General features: G+C 42.6%; 18 protein-coding genes, 6 tRNA genes and 1 pseudogene. 2 read left to right on the forward strand and 23 right to left on the reverse strand.

The annotated features are described in order from the left end of the window. Nucleotides 1-53: 53 nt before the first annotated feature. Nucleotides 54-245 (reverse strand): DUF4083 family protein, encoded by a 192-nt coding sequence (locus BMW59_RS14015; RefSeq protein ID WP_093053445.1) that lies wholly within the window; start codon nt 243-245, stop codon nt 54-56. A 44-nt stretch (nt 246-289) separates the two neighbouring features. Continuing rightward, nucleotides 290-883 carry a nucleotidyltransferase family protein gene (locus BMW59_RS14020; RefSeq protein WP_093053447.1) on the reverse strand — a complete coding sequence of 198 codons (594 nt, stop codon included), beginning with the start codon at nt 881-883 and terminating at the stop codon, nt 290-292. 243 nt (nt 884-1,126) lie between these two features. On the opposite strand from BMW59_RS14020, the pseudogene BMW59_RS14025 reads away from it, so the two are divergent. Next, nucleotides 1,127-1,923 (forward strand): annotated as a pseudogene (locus BMW59_RS14025) (dehydroquinate synthase/iron-containing alcohol dehydrogenase family protein); the annotation flags it as partial. A gap of 203 nt (nt 1,924-2,126) precedes the next feature. Then, complete coding sequence (locus BMW59_RS14030; RefSeq protein ID WP_093053449.1) at nt 2,127-2,825, forward strand: YetF domain-containing protein; 699 nt, start codon at nt 2,127-2,129, stop codon at nt 2,823-2,825. Between the two features lie 40 nt (nt 2,826-2,865). Here the strand turns inward: BMW59_RS14030 and BMW59_RS14035 are convergent, their stop codons facing one another. The 21 genes from BMW59_RS14035 to BMW59_RS14135 all read right to left on the reverse strand — a co-directional run bounded on the left by BMW59_RS14035 (nt 2,866) and on the right by BMW59_RS14135 (nt 19,823). Further along, complete coding sequence (locus BMW59_RS14035) at nt 2,866-3,114, reverse strand: glutaredoxin family protein (protein ID WP_093053451.1); 249 nt, start codon at nt 3,112-3,114, stop codon at nt 2,866-2,868. Nucleotides 3,115-3,172: 58 nt separating this feature from the next. Beyond that, a complete protein-coding gene (rlmH, locus tag BMW59_RS14040) occupies nt 3,173-3,652 on the reverse strand; it encodes a 23S rRNA (pseudouridine(1915)-N(3))-methyltransferase RlmH (protein WP_093053453.1) in 480 nt (159 codons plus the stop codon). A 172-nt stretch (nt 3,653-3,824) separates the two neighbouring features. Next, a complete protein-coding gene (locus tag BMW59_RS14045) occupies nt 3,825-3,992 on the reverse strand; it encodes a CxxH/CxxC protein (RefSeq protein ID WP_093053455.1) in 168 nt (55 codons plus the stop codon). A 305-nt stretch (nt 3,993-4,297) separates the two neighbouring features. Beyond that, entirely contained in the window at nt 4,298-5,548 is a 1,251-nt protein-coding gene (locus tag BMW59_RS14050; RefSeq protein WP_093053457.1) for a S1C family serine protease, read from the reverse strand. 182 nt (nt 5,549-5,730) lie between these two features. Beyond that, nucleotides 5,731-6,525 carry an MBL fold metallo-hydrolase gene (locus BMW59_RS14055; protein ID WP_093053459.1) on the reverse strand — a complete coding sequence of 265 codons (795 nt, stop codon included), beginning with the start codon at nt 6,523-6,525 and terminating at the stop codon, nt 5,731-5,733. A gap of 17 nt (nt 6,526-6,542) precedes the next feature. Next, nucleotides 6,543-7,325 (reverse strand): two-component system regulatory protein YycI, encoded by a 783-nt coding sequence (locus BMW59_RS14060; RefSeq protein ID WP_093053462.1) that lies wholly within the window; start codon nt 7,323-7,325, stop codon nt 6,543-6,545. Then, complete coding sequence (locus BMW59_RS14065; RefSeq protein ID WP_177174355.1) at nt 7,312-8,673, reverse strand: YycH family regulatory protein; 1,362 nt, start codon at nt 8,671-8,673, stop codon at nt 7,312-7,314. Before BMW59_RS14065 ends, BMW59_RS14060 begins: the two co-directional genes overlap by 14 nt. Continuing rightward, nucleotides 8,666-10,495 (reverse strand): cell wall metabolism sensor histidine kinase WalK, encoded by a 1,830-nt coding sequence (gene walK, locus BMW59_RS14070; RefSeq protein WP_093053466.1) that lies wholly within the window; start codon nt 10,493-10,495, stop codon nt 8,666-8,668. Before walK ends, BMW59_RS14065 begins: the two co-directional genes overlap by 8 nt. 3 nt (nt 10,496-10,498) lie before the next feature. After that, nucleotides 10,499-11,209: a response regulator YycF gene (gene yycF / locus BMW59_RS14075; RefSeq protein WP_093053468.1), complete on the reverse strand. Its 711-nt coding sequence runs from the start codon at nt 11,207-11,209 to the stop codon at nt 10,499-10,501. Nucleotides 11,210-11,707: 498 nt separating this feature from the next. Then, nucleotides 11,708-11,783 (reverse strand) — tRNA-Thr (locus BMW59_RS14080). 9 nt (nt 11,784-11,792) lie between these two features. Continuing rightward, nucleotides 11,793-11,868 (reverse strand) — tRNA-Phe (locus BMW59_RS14085). A gap of 14 nt (nt 11,869-11,882) precedes the next feature. After that, nucleotides 11,883-11,958: transfer RNA gene (locus tag BMW59_RS14090), tRNA-Asp, on the reverse strand. A 60-nt stretch (nt 11,959-12,018) separates the two neighbouring features. Next, nucleotides 12,019-12,095: transfer RNA gene (locus BMW59_RS14095), tRNA-Met, on the reverse strand. Nucleotides 12,096-12,317: 222 nt separating this feature from the next. Continuing rightward, a tRNA-Glu gene (locus tag BMW59_RS14100) sits at nt 12,318-12,392 on the reverse strand. 26 nt (nt 12,393-12,418) lie between these two features. Further along, nucleotides 12,419-12,494 (reverse strand) — tRNA-Lys (locus BMW59_RS14105). A gap of 256 nt (nt 12,495-12,750) precedes the next feature. After that, on the reverse strand, nt 12,751-14,037 hold the full coding sequence (locus BMW59_RS14110; protein WP_093053469.1) for an adenylosuccinate synthase: 1,287 nt from the start codon (nt 14,035-14,037) through the stop codon (nt 12,751-12,753). Nucleotides 14,038-14,245: 208 nt separating this feature from the next. Beyond that, nucleotides 14,246-14,755, reverse strand: coding sequence for a DoxX family membrane protein (locus tag BMW59_RS14115; RefSeq protein WP_093053471.1), 510 nt, complete (start codon nt 14,753-14,755; stop codon nt 14,246-14,248). Between the two features lie 314 nt (nt 14,756-15,069). Then, nucleotides 15,070-16,434, reverse strand: coding sequence for a replicative DNA helicase (gene dnaB, locus BMW59_RS14120; protein WP_093053473.1), 1,365 nt, complete (start codon nt 16,432-16,434; stop codon nt 15,070-15,072). A 30-nt stretch (nt 16,435-16,464) separates the two neighbouring features. Beyond that, nucleotides 16,465-16,908: a 50S ribosomal protein L9 gene (gene rplI, locus BMW59_RS14125; protein WP_093053475.1), complete on the reverse strand. Its 444-nt coding sequence runs from the start codon at nt 16,906-16,908 to the stop codon at nt 16,465-16,467. Then, the gene (locus BMW59_RS14130; RefSeq protein WP_093053477.1) at nt 16,905-18,875 is read right to left on the reverse strand and encodes a DHH family phosphoesterase; all 1,971 of its coding nucleotides are present in this window, start codon (nt 18,873-18,875) and stop codon (nt 16,905-16,907) included. The genes rplI and BMW59_RS14130 overlap by 4 nt, the downstream gene beginning before the upstream one ends. Before the next feature lie 12 nt (nt 18,876-18,887). Beyond that, entirely contained in the window at nt 18,888-19,823 is a 936-nt protein-coding gene (locus BMW59_RS14135) for a YybS family protein (RefSeq protein WP_093053479.1), read from the reverse strand. Nucleotides 19,824-19,912: the final 89 nt, after the last annotated feature.

Here is a 19,912-nt window from a genome sequence, read left to right on the forward strand (position 1 = left end):
ACCAAGTGACGCGTTAAAGCGCGAGGGGACAGACCCCCCTTTTATTTCCAGTTCTATTTTCTTCTGCTGTCTTCCAGCAATTCAATGATTCTGTCTAATTTCCTGTTCATTTCTCTTAGCTGCTCATTTTTATCGTGGTGCCGGTGTCTGTTATTTTTAATAAACGTTGTTAATGAAACTATAAATAAGATAACAAGTCCTATTACCACAAGCTGATAGACCATTGCAAACACATCCAGGGGCATAAGCTTCCCCTCCTCCTTTCATCATATGAGACAGCAACTTTTGATTAAAATAGCGTGTTCTCCTCACCTGGAACATGCTCAACACATATTCGCGGCCACTTGGCCTTCCAGTTCTTTTCCTTTATCCGCTTCTCATATATTGCTGCCCTTTCCTGTATTTCTGTAAAGAAAGGCGTAGGTTTAACCCTCATATGTAAAGCATCTTCAATCCCCCAGGGAGCTGCTAAACGAATTTGATTATTTGCATCAAGCGATAAACCCAATGCAGTTACTGTTTCAGGAAATTTAGATATGGCATCAACTGATGAGAGGTACGGCGGAATGTTATTAACTGTATGCATGCGCGCCTGATTTTTTACCGACCATGGCAAGCCGGGTTTCAGCTCTCTTAACTTTGCTTCCAGTTTCTTTTCTTCTGCTTCATCCGTATTCGTCTTATCAAAATAAATAACATCTATATCCGGCGGCGCTGTCTTTTGACTAAACCCGTGCAGCGTATCCCAGATTTTTATACGGATAAATCCCGCGCACACCCACCAGTCGGCCAGCTTCAATTCTTTTGCCGCTTTCAACACATCCATCATAAAATCATCATCTTTTACATACTGGATGAGCTCTTCTTCGCTGTTAATACTCATTATAACCTCCTTAAATTAGATCTTTTAGATTCCCTTATTAAAATGGTTTCCCTCACAATTTCTAAGAAGTCCTGTTTTATAGACTTGCCAGGTAATAAACTTAAGCCTTTCTCCCGTGGGTCTAATGTTTCACGTGTAACATTTCTATTAACACTCTCTTAGTGTCCACTTCCACCTTTCAGCTCTCACTCTAAAAATTAAGCCTTAAAGTAAGTAAATATTGCGCCTTATTTTTGTAAATTTTTTGAAAAAAACTTTGGATCAAAAGCTCTTATTATTGCTGACAGCGCCGTTTGGGATATTGCAGCCCAAAGCGTAGCAGAAAGCCTTGAAAAAGGCGGTATTTCTCCAATCAAAATTGAATTTAAATTAGATACTCAAATTATCGCACAAGCTCCTGCCCGTTATTTTGCCTCAGGGATCGCGCCACATGGGTAGAGGCCAGTGCTGCCAAGGCTTCTGACAGTAAAGCGATGGCCGGCGGACGTCCAACTTTAGCAGCCGGTGCTATCGCAGAAAAATGTGAAAAGGTTTTATTCGATTATAGTCTTCTTGCTTATGAGTCCGTCAAAGAATCAATTGTCTCACCTGCCGTAGAAGCAGTCATTGAGGCAAATACCCTTTTAAGCGGTATTGGATTTGAAAGCGGAGGCCTGGCTGCCGCTCATGCTATCCATAATGGCTTTACAGTGATGGAAGGGGACATCCACCACCTGACACACGGTGAAAAAGTAGCATACGGCACCCTAACACAGCTTGTATTGGAAAACAGACCTAAGGAAGAAATTTTCCGTTATATAAAGTTATATCACTCTCTAAATTTACCAATTACGTTAGAAGATATCAAACTGGCTGACGCGTCTTCCGATGACCTTCGCCGAATAGGTGAAGCAGCTGTTAAAGAAGGAGAAACCATTCATAACATGCCTTTTACAGTTACCGCTGACGATGTGGTACAGGCGCTACTCGCTGCAGACCGTTATGCTAAAGCCTTCAAGCAGTCTGAAAAACAAAACAGGCTCCCCCTTTTTAATTGCTAAATCTACGGGACCCTGGAGCTGGCTAGATAGTAACTACTACCGGCCAGTTCCGGTCCACCTTCCTGCTCTCACCTCTCTGCTCTATGCTGCTTGGCAGCGCTATAAATGACATTCTCCCCTTCTGTTAATCTCCATTTAAACAGGGATGAAATTCTTTAAACCTGGCAAAACTTAAGGAAAGATAGTTATTAGGAGAGAGTATCATGGAACCGAATTTCTTAGATTTAACTTTAAAATTAATAACCGGTTTCTTCATGCTTTTTCTTATTACAAGAATTCTCGGTAAAACAACAATTAAACAGCTGACGCCTTTTGATTTCGTTTCAGCTATTGTTCTTTCTGAACTTCTCGGAAACGGAGTCTATGAATCAAATATTCCGCTGTCTTTTATCGCTTATGCTATTCTTTTATGGGGTTTATTACTGGTAGTAATGGAAAAGGGACTGCTTAAATTTAAGAAAATCCGCGGAGCAATGGAGGGAAATCCGTCTATCGTTATACGTGACGGAATAATCGACAGGCGTGAGCTTAAGAAGAACCGTATGAACGTAAACCAGCTGCTCAGTTTGCTCAGGCAAAGCGAGATCTTCTCTGTAAGGGAAGTCGCCTACGCTATTTTAGAATCAAACGGTGGGCTGAGTATTATGAAGAAGTCGAAGTATAAAAAAGTTTCCATTAATGATTTGCAGCTTCCGGAAAAGCCTGTTTATTTACCTGCGAGCCTGATTCTTGATGGGGAAATACTAGAAGATAACCTGAGAGATTTAGGTTTTACAAGGCCCTGGCTGACGAATCAGCTCACTTCATTAGGATATTATGACGTTAAAGAAATCATGTATGCCGACTGGCTGACAGGCGATGGATTATATGTTATACCTAAGCAAAAATTTGAGGCAAAATAATACCGCATCCCTCTCAAACAGAAGCCGTAACAAGAATAGGTTACGGCTTCTGCTCCATTATTTTATTCACCAGTTCCTGAAGCTCAGGTGTCATTCCTTTCACAGCTTTATCCCCATAAACTGTTACAGGCACTCCGAGAAACCCGAGCTTTTCAATTTCTTTTTGATACGCGGCATCTGCTGATATATCGCGAACTTTATAATGAATTCTGTTTTCAGTCAGCATCTGTTTTACAAAAGTACACTCAATACAGTCTTTAGTCGTATAAACGATAACCTCTTTTTTCACTATTACTCCTCCGTTTCATTTGTGCTGACCCCCGGCATTACAAACAACCTACAAAATGTCACTTATGGTACGCATGGCCATGAATAATTCGGAAAGCTCTGTATATTTGTTCCGAAAGAATCAGCCGCATCAATTGATGCGGAAAGGTCATTTTTGAAAAAGATAACTGAAGGTCGGAACGGTTTAACACTGCTTTCCCCAGACCGACTGATCCGCCTATTACAAAAGCTATTTTACTCTTCCCGTATGTTGCCAGCTGATCCAATTCCTTTGCGAGTCTTTCTGAAGTCCAGGCTTGTCCCTCAATCGCAAGTGCAATGACAAACGTATCCTGGCTGATCTTGCTTAATATTCTTTCACCCTCTTTTTCTTTCACCTGAATGATCTCATTCTCACTCAGATTATCAGGCGCTTTTTCATCTGCTACTTCTACCATCTGGACGTTTGCATAAGAACCAAGACGTTTCATATATTCCTGAATTCCCTGCTTCAAATACTTTTCTTTCAATTTACCAACAGCTATAATTGAAATATTCATTTTATCCACCGCCCCTCACTTTATCCACAAAAGTTATCCACATATGCACAGTAATTATTCCATAAAAGCGGGTAATTAGAACTTTAACCAAGTAACTGAATTGTGGATAGTTTTATTAATTGATCCGGTTATGCACAAGTTATCCACATTAATTACCCACAGTTTTGCGGTGTTATAACTCCTGGCTTATGACTTGATAGACAGCCTGTTTATTACAAATAAAACATTTTTCCAAGACAGTTTTGTCTTCCGGCAGCCTTTCTAAATCAGGCGGCAAGCCCTCGTCTGTCAAGGCTTCTTCAATTGCTTCCTCTGCATGTGTTGCGCAGCTGTAAACCATATATTCCACCTCAATCCTATATAAAAATTATCTTTAACCTGAACATACGAACGTCAGTTTCAGGATTGACAAAACAATTATCCACAATGGTATGTGAATAACTATTCTGACAACTAAACAATAACATTTGTCCACTATCCACAAGTTTCCACAATTAGCCTTATTTTTCTGAGTATGAGAAATTTCCGTATGACTGACAAGTCCTGCGGAAGCATAATTTTTTCTTATGCTATAACAACGTTATACTTTTTAAAGTATAACAAAAAAAAAGAGAGGATAGTTATCCCCTCTTCAACACCGTCTAACTAAAACACTTGTTTATCTAAAGTCAGTTCTACCGATTGTTCTTCCCCGTCACGGTAAAAAGTGACAGTGATCGTGTCGCCGACACTCACATCTTTATAAAGGAAACTTCTTAAATCATGAGCATCTTTAATCTCTTGATCATCAAGGGCTACAATAACGTCGCCTTCTCTTAACCCTGCTTCGTCTGCTGGTGTGCCGTTTTCCGCACTTTCGACGTACACTCCGCCTTTAACATCTTCAGGCAGGCCTAACGTATCGTGCCAGTGGAAGCTTGGAATTTCCTGAAGTGAACGAAGAGCAATTCCCATTTGAGGTCTCTGCACTTCCCCATATTGTTCCAAATCTTCTATAACCGGCAAAGCAATAGCTGAAGGAATGGCAAACCCTATTCCCTCAACTGCCTGCTGGGCAATTTTCATAGAGTTAATGCCAATCACTTCTCCCTGAATATTTAAGAGAGCGCCGCCGCTGTTTCCCGGGTTAATGGCTGCGTCAGTCTGCAGCACTTCTGAATTCCAGTCGGGTTGGCCGTTTCCTGTTAAATCTACCGGAAGACTGCGTTCCACAGCACTGATAATTCCTAAAGTAACCGTCCCTTCAAAAGATAAAGGGTTACCAATTGCAATTGCAGGCTCTCCCGCTTGTAAATTTTCGGAATCGCCAAACTCTGCAATTGTATCTATTCCGTCCGCTTCAATGGTTAATACAGCTAAGTCTGTCAAAACGTCTTCCCCAACAAGTTCCGCCGGAACCCGTGCACCGTCAGCCAGCGTCACGTCGATCTCACTTGAACCCTGCCCTGCTCCTTCAATCACATGGTAGTTAGTAACTATAAAGGCCCTGTCTTCTTCTATCTTATAAATAACGCCTGACCCGGTTCCTTCACCGCTGCCTTCAGGGCCAAACAGGCCTGTAGACTGCCTCATATTGACTACCCCTACCACCGCATCGGATACCTGCTCAACCGCTTCAATAACTTCAGAAGTGGTTTGCAGGTTCAGTGTCTCAGTGGCTATATTATCGTCTTCAACATCATTTTCCGTGACTTCATCACTGCCCACAGGAGAGGTATTCTTTGGAATAACCTCATACGGAAGAAATCCGTTATCTGCCAGTAGAGGCACAGAAAACACTACGAGCAGTGCCCCTATAATCGCCCCCGCAAATCCGTAAATGCCTGTCCGCTTTGTGCCTCGCCGGGCATCGCTCCGGTTTCTGGCAGCAGGCGCATGATCATCATAATACCCCATATTAAACCCTCCCTATTGGCCTTATGCGAAAAAAGACAGCTACCCTTTTTCTTACCATTATTTTAATAAACTATTAATGGGTTCGTCTATTAAGATATTTGAAATTTGATATTTTTCCACAACTATAGGATTTCCTGGCCGGTCAAATATTAAACAGCTTCACATGGCAAGCCTTAAAAAACTTACACTACTTTCAGTGGAGTTGGAATAACTGGATCTGTATCGTACAGCTTAACCTGTCTGCCGACTTCAATATTATTTTCTTCTAATGTCTGCTGAACAGTCATCCGGGCCAGATCTTTCATGTTATTGTCCAGACTGAGATGAGCAAGATAAATATCAGCCCTGCTATCCCTCACGATATCAGCCAGTGCAATACCGGCATCCACGTTTGATACGTGACCTTCATCTCCTAAAATACGGCGTTTAACTGTCCACGGGTATTTACCCATCCTAAGCATATCCATATCGTGATTCGATTCAAAAATTAAAGCATCCGAACCCTTTGTTATCCCCATCATATGGTCGCTTACATACCCTGTATCAGTTAGAATAGTTAATTGTCTGCCTTCGTGGTGGAAGGAAAAAAACATAGGATCAGCTGCATCATGTGAAACCCCGAACGACTCTACGTCCAGGTCTCCAAATGCTTTCGCTTCTCCTGTTTTAAAGTGGAACTTCTGCTCCAGGGGAATAGCTCCAACCCCTGCGGCCATTGCTTCCCATGTTTTTTGATTGGCGTAGACAGGCAATTTATAACGGCGGGCCAGTATGCCTACTCCCTTTATATGGTCACTATGCTCGTGACTGACCAATATACCGTCCAGTTTGGAAGGGCAGAGTCCAATCTGCTTGAAGCACTGCTCTATTTTTTTACCGCTCAGCCCCGCATCAATTAACAGACGCTGCTTATTTGTTTCCACATATATGGCATTTCCTGTGCTTCCACTGGCCAGTACACTAAACTTTAAACTCATAATTGCTTTCACTCCAATTAGCTGATCGATTGGATTTCCCCATTCAAGGCATCCACAAAAAAGTCCTCGTTATCCACTCTTATCCTCCATACCGGAGCGAAAACCTGAAAGTTGTCATCAGGCTGGATAAGACTGAAGTAACCTAGCTCAGAATGCTCAATTACTGCATTAGCACTAAGATACCCTCCATCCAGTAAGCGCTCTACTGCTTTTAGGGGAGATAAAAGATCCTGTTCCCGTCCCTCCTGCTCTGAAATCTCCATATAGGTCTGGACATATGATTCTATCTCCAGGTCTTCCGTCAAATGTAAAACGAGATGGAAATTTTCCCTTTCATACTCATCTATTTTCCTGCCATTATAAGTCTGATAAAGGCCAATAAAGTTTTCTGACTCGTTGTATTGGGCAATTTCGTACTCTTCTCCTAAATAGACGTGCTGCTGGAGAAACGCATCAACAGTAGCTGACAAATTAGCCCCTACAAGACGGAATGGACCGTCCAACTCGGAAAAAACGGTGGTCGGATTTAATAATGAAATGGTTTGCCGTTCCAGATTTTCTTCCAGGTAACTTTCGTCAAAGGTGGCAGAAGTACCGGTAACAGGCGCTCCCGTCACCGTCTCTTCAGCGTCTTCTATATCGATTTCAATACCTTCTTCTTCAAGTCGTGATTGCAAATCCGGATCCGTCAAAACGCTTATGTCTCCCTGTTTATTTCTTTCATAAAGCTGGTAGCCTAAAAACATATTCAGGAGGAGGAAAGTGACTATAAAAATGGTTTTTGTTTTACTCCAATCCATTGTAAGTCACCTCCTGGCCCGAATTTGAAGAAAAGTCAAGCTGGATCCATCTTCCCTCTACTTTTAAAAACCAGGCAGGTTCAAAAATAGCGAAAGATCGCTGCCGTGTCATGTAATGGGCGATCCTTATATCTTCCACAGCCCTCATACTAAACACTTCATTTTCTTCAATATGACGCTCGACTTCTTCAAATGAAGGAAGATTCACGTCTGAAGTGGTTTCAAAAGGATGGTCATTTAATTGATACATTGGACGGGTATATTCCGTAATGGTATTGCCTGTGCGGCGAATATCCATCATATAGTACTGTTCCCTGTTCATATTTGACCCATATACCGGAAATCCTCCTACATGAAGCCTGAAGGATGCCTGGTCATCCACTTCCATTTCTCTCCAGTCTTCTGCATAGAAATCATCCGTCCACCCGGAATGAGTATTGATAAAGTCAAGGCTGTCCTGCAGAATTGTGTCCATCCCTGCAGGTATTGTCGCCCGGACATTTGGTCTTACATAATTCAATATAGCTCCGTTTTCCTGCAGGTTAATCATTCTGTTTCCGTCTGTATACGTCTGTCCCTGATTTCCTTGAGAATAGTTCTGAATAAACTCCGGGTCAGGAAACAGGATCTGAAAAAAAGACTGGGTGCTTAAGTCAGTTGTTTCATACGTATATTTTCTTAACGTCGTAGATTCCGTCGGTGTATATTTAACCGGCTGAAAATCGCTGTCAGGGCGTTCCTGGAACACCCTTTTCTCAACCGGGGTCTGATGCTCCTCTGTTCCTTCATAAAGTGCCTGCAATTGACTGACTGAAAAGGACGTTTCCGATTCATAAATGACTTCCTCTTCACTGTCTACAAATTGCACCATCACTTCAGTCCCGCTGGATGATGGAGGATTCTCCACAAGAACTATTCTGTCTGCCTGCTCCAAAGGTAAATGATCTTCTTCAAAATTGAATAGATCTTTCAGCCATTCGCTTTCTAAAGGATCATCGAAAACAAGCTCCAATCCGTTATAAAAATGCTCAAGAGAAGGGGCATGGGACGGCCCTCTCCGGTAGAGATAGTCAATATCAATCTCCTTAAGCTCATTTATAATGGTTCTGTACTGGCCTTCCATCGGATGGAGATAGGCTATCTCTTCTCCTTCATGAATTAATATTTCCTTTGGCTGGATAATTTCATGAATATCCCTTGTTTCACCTAAATCTTCAATTTCTACATAGTTTTCTCCTGATTCTTCCCGTACACCGTATTCAGGCTGGTAAGTCCACAGCAGCCATGTCAGTGTTACACTGGATAAAACAAGAATGGTCAGTACGGCAGATTTAATATTTTCAAGCATCATCCATCACCCCATCTTCCTCATAAGGCAGACTGAATGAAAAGGTTGTCCCCTTGCCCCATTCGCTGCTTACCCAAATATCGCCGCCATGAGCAATTGCAATCTCCTTTGCAATTGCGAGCCCGAGGCCTGTACCGCCAAGGTTTCGGGAGCGGGCTTTATCCACCCTGTAGAAACGGTCAAATACATGTGATAAGTTTTCTTTCGGGATCCCGACGCCTTCATCTTTCACACTTATAATAATGCGGCTCTTTTCAATTTTTAATGTACAGGTAATCGTTCCGCCTTCAGGAGAATATTTAACCGAATTGGATAAAATATTGTCCAGTAGCTGTGTAAGTTTATCCCGATCCCCCAGGACGGGTATGCTTTTATCAGGAATTTTACGTTTAAACTGGATATCCTGTTTTTTTGTTGCCATTTCAAACCTGTCAATAACCTGATTGACAAACGTCGTAGCATTCATACTGGCCAGATTCATCTGGTAGTCTTTACTGTCCATTTTTGACAATTGTAATAAGTCATTAACAAGACGGATCATCCGTTCTGTCTCATTGGATGTCACATTAAGGAAATGAGGAGCCACTTCCGGATCTTCCAAAGCGCCATCTGCCAAAGCTTCTAAATAACTTTTCATAGAAGTAAGCGGTGTGCGGAGCTCATGTGAGACATTAGCTACAAATTCCCGGCGTTCTTCTTCAATTTTTTCCTGTTCGGTGACGTCATGAAGAACGGCAATTAATCCATTTTTTTCCCCGTTTTCTTTCTCAATAACAGAAAAATGAGCCTCAAGAATAATCTCTTCCTCATCATTGTCAAAATCAAGCAGAATCGGATCTGTCATTCTGTAAAGGTCTTTTAGTTTCATAAAATGATCCAGATTAAGCATTTTAGTTATTTCGGTGCTCATAGCTTTTTCCTGATCCTGGTCCAGCATTTCTTCTGCCCTGCGGTTCATTAATATAATTCTTCCGTTTTTATCAGTCGCTATAACCCCGTCTGTCATATGTGTCAACACTGAAGAGAGCTTTCTTCTTTCTCCTTCAGTCGTCGCATGAGCTTCTTTCAGTTTTCCGGTTAAATCATTGAAAGTAGCTGCGAGTTGTCCGATTTCATCATCGCCATAAACTTTTACGTTTCTTGAGAAATCCCCTTCACCCATTGCCGTAGCCTGTTTTCGCACGGCAGTAATCGGCCGGGTAATTGTCCTTGCAAGAAAAATTCCTAAAGCTGCTGTTAAGACTAAAGCAATAAGAGTGCCTGTTAAAAGGATTTGATTAATCTGCTGCATCTGATTATAAATTTCTTCCATTGATGCTTCGATATAAATAGCACCTATGACAGCCTGGTCTTCTGTTTTCACAGGCACAGCCATAACCCGGACACGGTTGCCGGTTTCCTCATCCCTGAGAATCTCCCTTTCATCTTCATACCCTACGAGAGCGCGTTTCACCCGGTAGTTTGTCGTCCGCTGCCCCTCGTAAATCCGATGGTCCAGGGAGGTAGCTGTAATGACTATACTGTTCTGGTCGATCACCTGGACATCAGCGTTATCTATCGTTAATAACTCCGTTAAAAGAGAATCAATTCGTGACTTAAGCGAAGCCTCTTCATCTTCTTCATCCCTTAGCATTTCCTGCTCTACATTATAAGAAATCAGCTCCGCCCGCTCTTCCAACTGTTCGTTAAAATTACTGACAAGCTGTTCTTCTAGCTGCTGGATAAAATAAACTCCGATAACCTGCATCGCAATCAGAATCAATAGCACGTAGATGATAACAATCTTAAGGTGTATTGATTTATAAAAGCGAATTCTGCTCATATTTTAACTCTCCTGATCTGATTGACGAAGGTAATACCCTACCCCCCGACGAGTAACAATCCATGCCGGATTACTTGGATTATCCTCCACTTTTTCTCTTAATCGGCGTACCGTCACATCGACCGTACGAACATCCCCAAAATAATCATAGCCCCATACCGCCTGAAGCAAATGTTCGCGGGTCATGACTTGTCCAGTATGGCGGGCTAAATAATAAATAAGTTCAAACTCTCTGTGTGTCAGCTCAATAGGGTCCCCACGCTTTGTAACAAGGTAGGCGTCAGGCTGAATAAGTAATGGACCGATCTCAATGTTTTTATTACCCGTTTGAGATTCTTCTGTTTTCTGGTTCCGGCGGCGCAAGTTTGCTTTTACCCGTGCCACAAGTTCACGTGTACTGAAAGGTTTAGTGACATAGTCGTCCGCTCCAAGTTCAAGTCCTAGAACTTTATCAATCTCCGAATCTTTTGCTGTGAGCATAATAATGGGCATATCATATGTCTTTCTGACTTCCCTGCATACTTCCATTCCGTCACGGTACGGGAGCATGATATCTAAGAGGATCAGGTCCGGTACATGTTCTTTAGTCATTTCTACTGCCTCATTTCCGTCATAGGCGCAGATAACGTCGAACCCTTCCTTTTGTAATCCAAACTGTAAAATGTCAGCAATCGGCTTTTCGTCATCGACTACTAGAATTTTTTGTTTATCCATTTTCTCACCAGCTCCTCTTCGTAATTCACCCTCTCTATTCTACCACATAAAGAAAAATACTCTCCAGCTAAAGGGAGAGAAGTTTATCCAATTCGTGAGAGAGGCGTGCTGCTTATAAAGCTTATACTGCCCCCTTCCCATAAACAGAGTACTTCACTCATATACGTCACATTTCGCCTCGTTTTGATATTATTGCCGGGGAAATACTTTTATTCGACTTTTTTTAAAAGACCCTTTAGGTTCATGGAAAAAATTAAAGTAACGGAGTAATTTTACGGGGCGCGGGGTAAGTGATCAAAGCAGGGTAAGAACTTGTTTCGACAACCAGGACACCTAGATTTCAAGCGAGATCTTGCACGCGGTGTGCATATAAAATAGTGGTGCTTCGCTGGCAGAGGAGAGGAAAAGCAGTCCCGCAATTTAAAACCACCATCCTGCGAAGCTAAAATCATACAAAAAAACCTATCCGTAAAGGATAGGATAGTTATCAAAATTAAATGGTGCTGGCCAGAGGACTTGAACCCCCAACCTACTGATTACAAGTCAGTTGCTCTACCAATTGAGCTAGGCCAGCACTCAAAAATGGTGGCTCGGGACGGAATCGAACCGCCGACACACGGATTTTCAGTCCGTTGCTCTACCGACTGAGCTACCGAGCCTTATTTTATAAAAATGGCGGTCCCGACGGGAATCGAACCCGCGATCTCCTGCGTGACAGGCAGGCATGTTAACCGCTACACCACGGGACCAAAATCTTTCAAAATATGTATGCAATGCCTTTAAATGCCTGTACAAAATAAAAAAATAATTGGTTGCGGGGGGCGGATTTGAACCACCGACCTTTGGGTTATGAGCCCAACGAGCTACCAGACTGCTCCACCCCGCGACGATAAAATATTAAATTATTTGTTCCTGCAATAAGTGACTGTCTCTTCCTCTGCAAGAACTGCTTCGAAGTTTAATGCGTCGAGACAACTCGCCGATCATTCGACGATGCTTCCCTCGTTGCTCCACCCCGCGACGATATTAAATTCCCTTCACCCCTTATTATTAGGAGCAACAGAATAAATTATACTAGGTTTTTCGAGATAAGTCAAGGAAAAAATAATGGTGACCCGTACGGGATTCGAACCCGTGTTACCGCCGTGAAAGGGCGGTGTCTTAACCACTTGACCAACGGGCCATGATTAGATAATCTTATAAAAATCATGGTGAGCCATGAAGGACTCGAACCTTCGACCCTCTGATTAAAAGTCAGATGCTCTACCAACTGAGCTAATGGCTCGCAGTTCCTCAGAAAGTGTTGTTTCTGTTTATCTTTCAGCGACAAAATATATAATAACATTAAAATGATAAAGGCACAATACTTTTTTCAAAAAAATTCTTTCACTCTCTGAAACCTTTTTTACTTTACCTGATTTTCACATATAAATCAAGAGCTTCATCAGTTTTTTTCATAAAAGAATGCTTTTGAGTCCTCTTAGTCATATCATGTTAAAGCAGTGAAGCAGAGAAGAGGCTGTCTCTTCTCTGCTTCAAAATTAAGCAAATACACCGCGTACAAGGTTTGTCTGTTTACGGTCAGGCCCTACAGAGAAAACTGTTAAAGGAATACCTGTCAGCTGGGACACCCGTTCAATGTAGAAAAGGGCATTTCGAGGCAGATCATGAAGGGACCGGACACCGGTAATATCTTCTGTCCAGCCTGGAAGCTCTTCATAAACAGGCTCGCATTCTGCCAGCACTTTCAGACTCGCTGGGAATTCCTCCATAATTTCTCCCCTGTATTTATAGGCCACACAAATTTTCAACGTCTCAATTCCTGTGAGAACATCGATAGAATTTAAAGACAGATCAGTTATACCGCTCACACGTCGTGCGTGACGGACAACGACACTGTCAAACCAGCCTACACGGCGAGGACGGCCGGTGGTCGTGCCATATTCATTGCCGACTTCACGAATCTGGTCGCCAATTTCATTATTCAGTTCAGTAGGGAATGGCCCATCGCCGACCCGGGTCGTATACGCTTTTGAGACTCCAACCACGTGGTTAATCTTTGAAGGTCCTACGCCGGAGCCGATTGTAACGCCGCCGGCAATCGGGTTTGAAGAAGTAACGTACGGGTAAGTTCCCTGATCCAGGTCCAGCATTACTCCCTGCGCTCCTTCAAACAGTACGCGCTTTCCTGAGTCCAGTCCATCATTCAGAATAACAGAGGTGTCAGCTACGTACTTAGCAAACTGCTGGCCATATTCATAATATTCATCGAGAATGTCTTCAATTTTAAATCCTTCTGTTTCATAAACTTTTTCAAGCAGACGATTCTTTTCGCGAAGATTAACTTCAAGTTTTTCTTTAAATGTTTCTTTGTCAAGGAGGTCAGCAATACGGATACCTATCCTTGCCGCTTTATCCATATAGGCAGGTCCAATACCTTTACGCGTCGTACCAATTTTATTTGCACCCTTGCTCTCTTCTTCAACTGCGTCCAGTTTCAAATGATAAGGTAAAATGACATGTGCCCGGTTACTTATTCGCAGATTATCTGTGCTCACACCACGCTCATGCAGGTATTCCAGCTCTGTTACCAGCGCTTTAGGGTCAATAACCATTCCATTACCAATCACGCATGTTTTGTCGTTATAAAAAATTCCTGATGGAATTAAATGCAATTTATACTTTGTATCATTAAATACAATAGTATGGCCGGCATTATTCCCTCCTTGATAGCGGGCAATTAATTCAGCCTGCTCAGATAAATAATCAGTAATTTTCCCTTTTCCTTCGTCTCCCCACTGTGTTCCTACTACCACAACCGATGGCATCAGACGCGCACCTCCTGGATTATTTAAACATTAAATAATTTTTTCCCTCTCTTATAAACCATCGTTAGTTTATCAGTTTACCAGTAGTCAGTCAACCGTAACACGAACATTAGAACAAAATGGCTTCTTTTTATTCGTTTATAAGTATTTCAAAAAAAGGCGTTCCCGTTATTAAACCGGAACGCCTTTTTAGTATGAATGTATGATGTCAGGCTGCCTTTACTGAAGCTGGTTTAGTAAATTTATCTTTAAAAATAACGGTACGGATGTAAGGAATGACCCAGCGGTCACCACCGAATTTACCGGCATTGTAGCCTGCTGCCAAGATAAAGATGGTCAGAAGCACTAACCATGGGTTTGATGAAATAGTGCCTGCGAACATAAACGCGAAGTTCATGACGATTCCGAAGAACGCTGCTGCCGTTGTCAAAACACCTAAAATTAAGCCAAGCCCTACGAGCAATTCACCCCAGGCAACCATAAAACTGAAAACTCCTGCATTCGGTAAAGCAAAACTTTCTATAAATGCGTGATACGTCGGGTACTGTTCAATGACCGCTTCATTATTGACCACACCGGTTAAATATCCGCTTGCATCAAACGGCTCTCCTGTCACTTTCCCCCAGCCTGCTGTCAGCCACTGCCATCCAATATAAACACGTAATACTGTCAACACGCCCGCTGCAATTTTGTTGTTTCTCAAGAAATCCATAATCATGATTCATTCCTCCTCAGGAATTTATTTTTTTGGGAGCCAATGATCACTTACAAATAATAAGTATAAGTCCGGAAGTTTAAGCGAGCGAAGCAGTTTCGTTCACTCATTCACATGAGGGTTTAGTTAGTGACCACTAACTCTTTCTTATGATTTTATTATATAATGATTTCTACTCCTGTGAACGTGTTAACTGTGAACAATTCGTAGCGGTCCCGTGTCCAAAATGTGACACTAACCTGGGAATAAATGGGGGGTCTGACCCCAATCTGGAACTGAAAAAAGAGACGCAATCCGCGTCTCTTTTTTCATCCGTATTAAGCTCCCGGCGGCATGTCACCTTCGTCAAACCGCCTTTCCAGATTAACGAATTTGTTATATTCTTTCACAAAGGCAAGTTCAACGGTGCCGACCGGACCGTTACGCTGTTTAGCTATAATAATTTCAATAATATCTTTCTTCTCAGATTCCTGGTCATAATAGTCATCACGGTACAAGAAAGCAACTATATCAGCATCCTGCTCAATACTTCCGGACTCACGGATATCAGACATCATTGGACGCTTGTCCTGTCTTGACTCTACCCCTCGCGACAGCTGGGAAAGGGCAATGACCGGCACTTCAAGTTCACGTGCGAGGCCTTTCAGCTCCCGTGAAATTTCAGACACTTCCTGCTGCCGGCCTTCACCGCTTCGGGCATCCCCCTGAATGAGCTGCAAATAGTCAATCATGATCATACCCAGACCCCGCTCCTGTTTTAATTTCCTGCACTTTGACCGGACATCCTTTACTTTAATTCCGGGAGTGTCGTCAATATAGATCCCGGCTTTAGACAGGCTCCCCATAGCCATAGTGAGCCGCTGCCAATCTTCATCTTCCAATCTTCCGGTACGAAGCCGCTGAGCATCTATATTCCCTTCCGCACAAAGCATACGCATCACAAGCTGGTCTGCTCCCATTTCCAGACTGAAGATGGCTACGTTTTCATCCGTCTTTGTCGCTACGTTTTGAGAAATATTAAGTGCAAATGCAGTTTTACCTACGGAAGGACGCGCTGCCACAATTACAAGGTCACTTCTTTGGAAGCCTGCTGTAATCCTGTCTAATTCCGTAAATCCAGTAGGAATTCCGGTAACTTCCCCCGCTGTGTGCTGCAGCATTTCAATTTTATCGAAAGCCTCAACGAGCACATCTTTTATGTCCACAAATTCACCAGCATTTTTCTTTTGGGACACCTCAAGAATAGATTTTTCGGCATCATTTAGAATAGCTTCCACATCTTCTTCAGCTGAATAACCTTCTGATGCAATGTTAGTTGCCACCCGGATCAGCCGTCTTAATAATGATTTCTCTTCAACAATCTGACTGTAGTACTCAATATTGGCTGCAGTCGGCACAGCATTTGCCAGGTCGCTTAAATATGAGACGCCTCCAATTTCTTCAAGCCATTTCTTTGTTTCAAGTTCATCAGTCACTGTTACCAGATCGACCGGTTCGTTTTTGGACGAAAGGTCAAGCATGACAGTAAAAATATGCTGATGGGCCGTCCGGTAAAAATCTTCCGGAATTAAACGTTCAGAGGCGGTGACAAGAGCCTGGTCTTCCAGAAAGATGGCTCCCAGCACCGCCTGCTCAGCTTCAATATTTTGAGGTGGCGTTCGTTCGGCAAATAAGTCGGTCATGATGTGTGTCCCTCATTTCCCGTAATAGGATTACTCTTCAGCAACGTGTACTTTTAAAGTCGCTGTCACCTTTGGATGAACTTTCACTTTAACATTTGTATAGCCAAGTGATCTAATCGGCTCATCCATTTCAATTTTGCGTTTATCAATTTTCATGTCCATTTTCTTTAAACGCTCTGCGATCTGTTTGTTAGTCACCGCTCCAAACAGCCTTCCGCCGTCTCCAGCTTTCGCCTTAAGTTCAATCGTTGTATTTTCAAGGTTGTCTTTAAACTTCTCTGCTTCTTCAAGTTCTTTTTCAGCTTGTTTCTCTGCGCTTTCCTGCTTTTTCTCCAGTGTCTTCATGTTTCCTTTGTTGGCTTCGACCGCCAGATTATTTTTAATTAAATAGTTTCTGGCATACCCTTCTGATACATTTTTCACTTCACCTTTTTTCCCTTTTCCTTTTACATCCTTCAAAAAGATGACTTTCATGTTCCTTGTCCCCCTTTGAAATACTCATCAATTTTTTCTTTTAGTTTCTCTTCAGCTTCTTCTATTGTGCTGTCTTTCAGCTGAGTAGCTGCGTTTGTTAAATGCCCGCCGCCATCCAGCATTTCCATAATGACCTGGACATTCACTTCTCCGAGTGAACGGGCGCTTATGCTGATCCGGCCGTCTGACAATTCGGATATAACAAATGAGGCGACCACGTCATTCATCGTGAGCAAAGTATCAGCAGCCTGTGCGATAAGCACCTGGTTATACGGTTCATCCGGATCACCTTTGGAGATAGCCATGCCGCCGGAATAAATATACGCATTTTCAACCAGTTTAGACCGCTTGACATACTGCTCTAAATCTTCCTTCAGCAGTTTCTGAACTAGCGTCGTATCCGCTCCATTGCTTCTAAGATATGAAGCCGCGTCAAACGTTCTCGCACCGGTGCGTATAGCAAAACTTTTAGTATCTACAATAATTCCTGCAAGTAAAGCAGTCGATTCAAGTACGTCTAAATCAGGCTGTGACGGCTGATATTCAAGAAGTTCTGTCACCAGCTCTGCCGTTGAAGAAGCATAAGGCTCCATGTAAACAAGAACCGCATCGTCAATAAAATCCTCTCCACGACGATGATGGTCGATGACGATGGTCCTGTCCATCTTATCCACAAGTTTCGGTTCCATGACAAGAGACGGTTTATGCGTATCAACTACTACAAGCAGTGAATCATCGGTAGCTTCCTCTCTCGCCTCTTCAGGAGTAATAAACTGAGCCCATAAATCGTCATGCTTCTCTATTTCTTCCAGAAGTTTATGGACACTCTGATTCACTTCATCAGGGTTTAAAACGACAAACCCGTCTTTCCCGTTAGCTTCTGCTATTTTAAGCATGCCGATGGCAGCCCCAATGGAATCCATATCGGGATTTTTGTGGCCCATGACAAATACTTTATCGCTCTCTACTACAAAATCACGGATCGCATGCGAAATAACCCTGGCCCTCACTCTTGTACGTTTTTCCATAGCGTTTGATTTTCCGCCATAGAAACGTACCTTGCCGTTTTTCTCCTTGATGGCAACCTGGTCGCCGCCCCGTCCAAGAGCTAAGTCAAGGCTGGACTGGGCTAAGCTTCCCAATTCCCTTAATGACGACTGTCCGCTGCCTATCCCAATGCTGAGGGTGAGAGATACCTTTTCTTTTCCCGTATTTTCACGGATTTCATCCAGGATTGTAAACCGGTTCTCTTCCAGGTCCTGCAGTGTTTCTTCATTGAAAACAGCAATAAACCGGTCTGAGGACGTTCTTTTTACAAAAATATCATTTTCTCTGGACCAGTTGTTTAAAGCATCTGTGACATGCGTCAGCAGTTTACTGCGAACCTGGTCTTCCATCCCTTGGGTAACTTCATCGTAATTATCAAGATAAATATGAGCGAGGATTGTTTTTTCTTTCTCAAACAGTTCTTTGAATTCCTGCTCTTCAGTTACGTTTATAAAGTAAAGTAAACGTTCGTCAGGCTCGTGAAAAATACGGTAATTGTGTGCATTTATTTCAGCAAGAAACAGTTTTTTTTCATCATTCACCTCATTAATGAGGTCCCTGGAAAAAACTGAAATAGGAGATCCGACCAGATCCTGTTCCATCAGCTGGGACAAATAAGGATTCGTCCATTGGATATGCCTCTCCTCATTGTAAAGAAGAATCCCGATTGGCAAATTAGTCACAGCTTCTTCTCCGGCTTTATTGACACGGTAAGTCAGCGTGGATATATATTCAGACAACTCTTTCTCAAATTGAATCCTTGCACGGATCATTAAAAATAAGACGCCGCCTAAACAGGCAAACCCTAAAACACCAAGTTGCCACTGGTAATAAGTTAATATGCCGTTGAACAGCACTGCGATACTGAACAGGGCGATAACGTGATATCCATGCCATTTTTTCAACAAGTATTTAGGCATTCTTCACAACTCCTATTTTTGCTCGTTCATTCGCTTTCTTAAGTCAAATCCTAAGTCAATTATACCTAAGATTCTTATAATATGAAGGAAAACCGGTAAAAGAAACGAAACACCGACAAGAAGCACAGGAATGACAGGGCTCAGGCGTTTACGATGAAAATAGAAAAACATAAAGGCAAAACCCTGGATGACCATCACTGCCTCAAGACCGGTAGCTAAGTTGGCTACAGCTGTGTGGATGGCTGTTCCTTCGTCCACGCCAATCAGAATAAAAATGTAGGTAATCAAATAATACCATATAAAGGCTTTTGGAAACCCCCATTCCCTAAATGGTGGAAAACGAACCGGTTCATACTTCTTTCTCTTTAACATCCAGTATGCAATCAGCTGAACTGCAAGAGCCAGGCCTGCTCCTGCCATCACCATCAAAGCAGGAGCTATCACTGCCATTTCATCTATCATTTCTGTTACAGCTTCAGTCGAAACAGCTTCTTCATCCCCCATAAAAAACATCATGTCTTCTGACATCTCAGCAGATTCAATCATAACATTCTGGATTTCCTCCACCGGGTTCACGTCAAGGAGAAGGACGCTTCCTACAAAAATAAGAACAATCGATCCTATAAAGCTGAATGAGCCTCCCGCTAAAACCGCAAAAGCGGGTTTTTTAAGCCGGAATAATTCGCCTATTACCACTCCGCTCACTGAAAAAAGCATAGTAAGCGGCAAAGCTAACGGTCCAAATATTATAAACAAAAAGAAAAACGACAGGGTTGCTAAGACAGCTCCCGCCTTAAGGTCATATTTATAAGTAAAAAAAATAAAAGGCACCGGCAAAAAGAGAAAAGTAACGAGCCCAAGTACAGGCACCCATAAAGTAATAAACATGAGTACAAGGTACAAGCCCAGGTACACAGCTCCCTCTTGCAAGGCTTTCTGTCTGTCCATTTGTCTCTCCCTTCAAACACAACTTTCTCATGCACTATTCTCCATTTTATCATGTTCACGGTTAAAACCACAAAAAAATAAGCAATCAG

The sequence above is a fragment of the Salipaludibacillus aurantiacus genome (genome assembly GCF_900111295.1).
In the GTDB taxonomy this organism is placed as follows: Bacteria; Bacillota; Bacilli; order Bacillales; family Salisediminibacteriaceae; genus Salipaludibacillus; species Salipaludibacillus aurantiacus.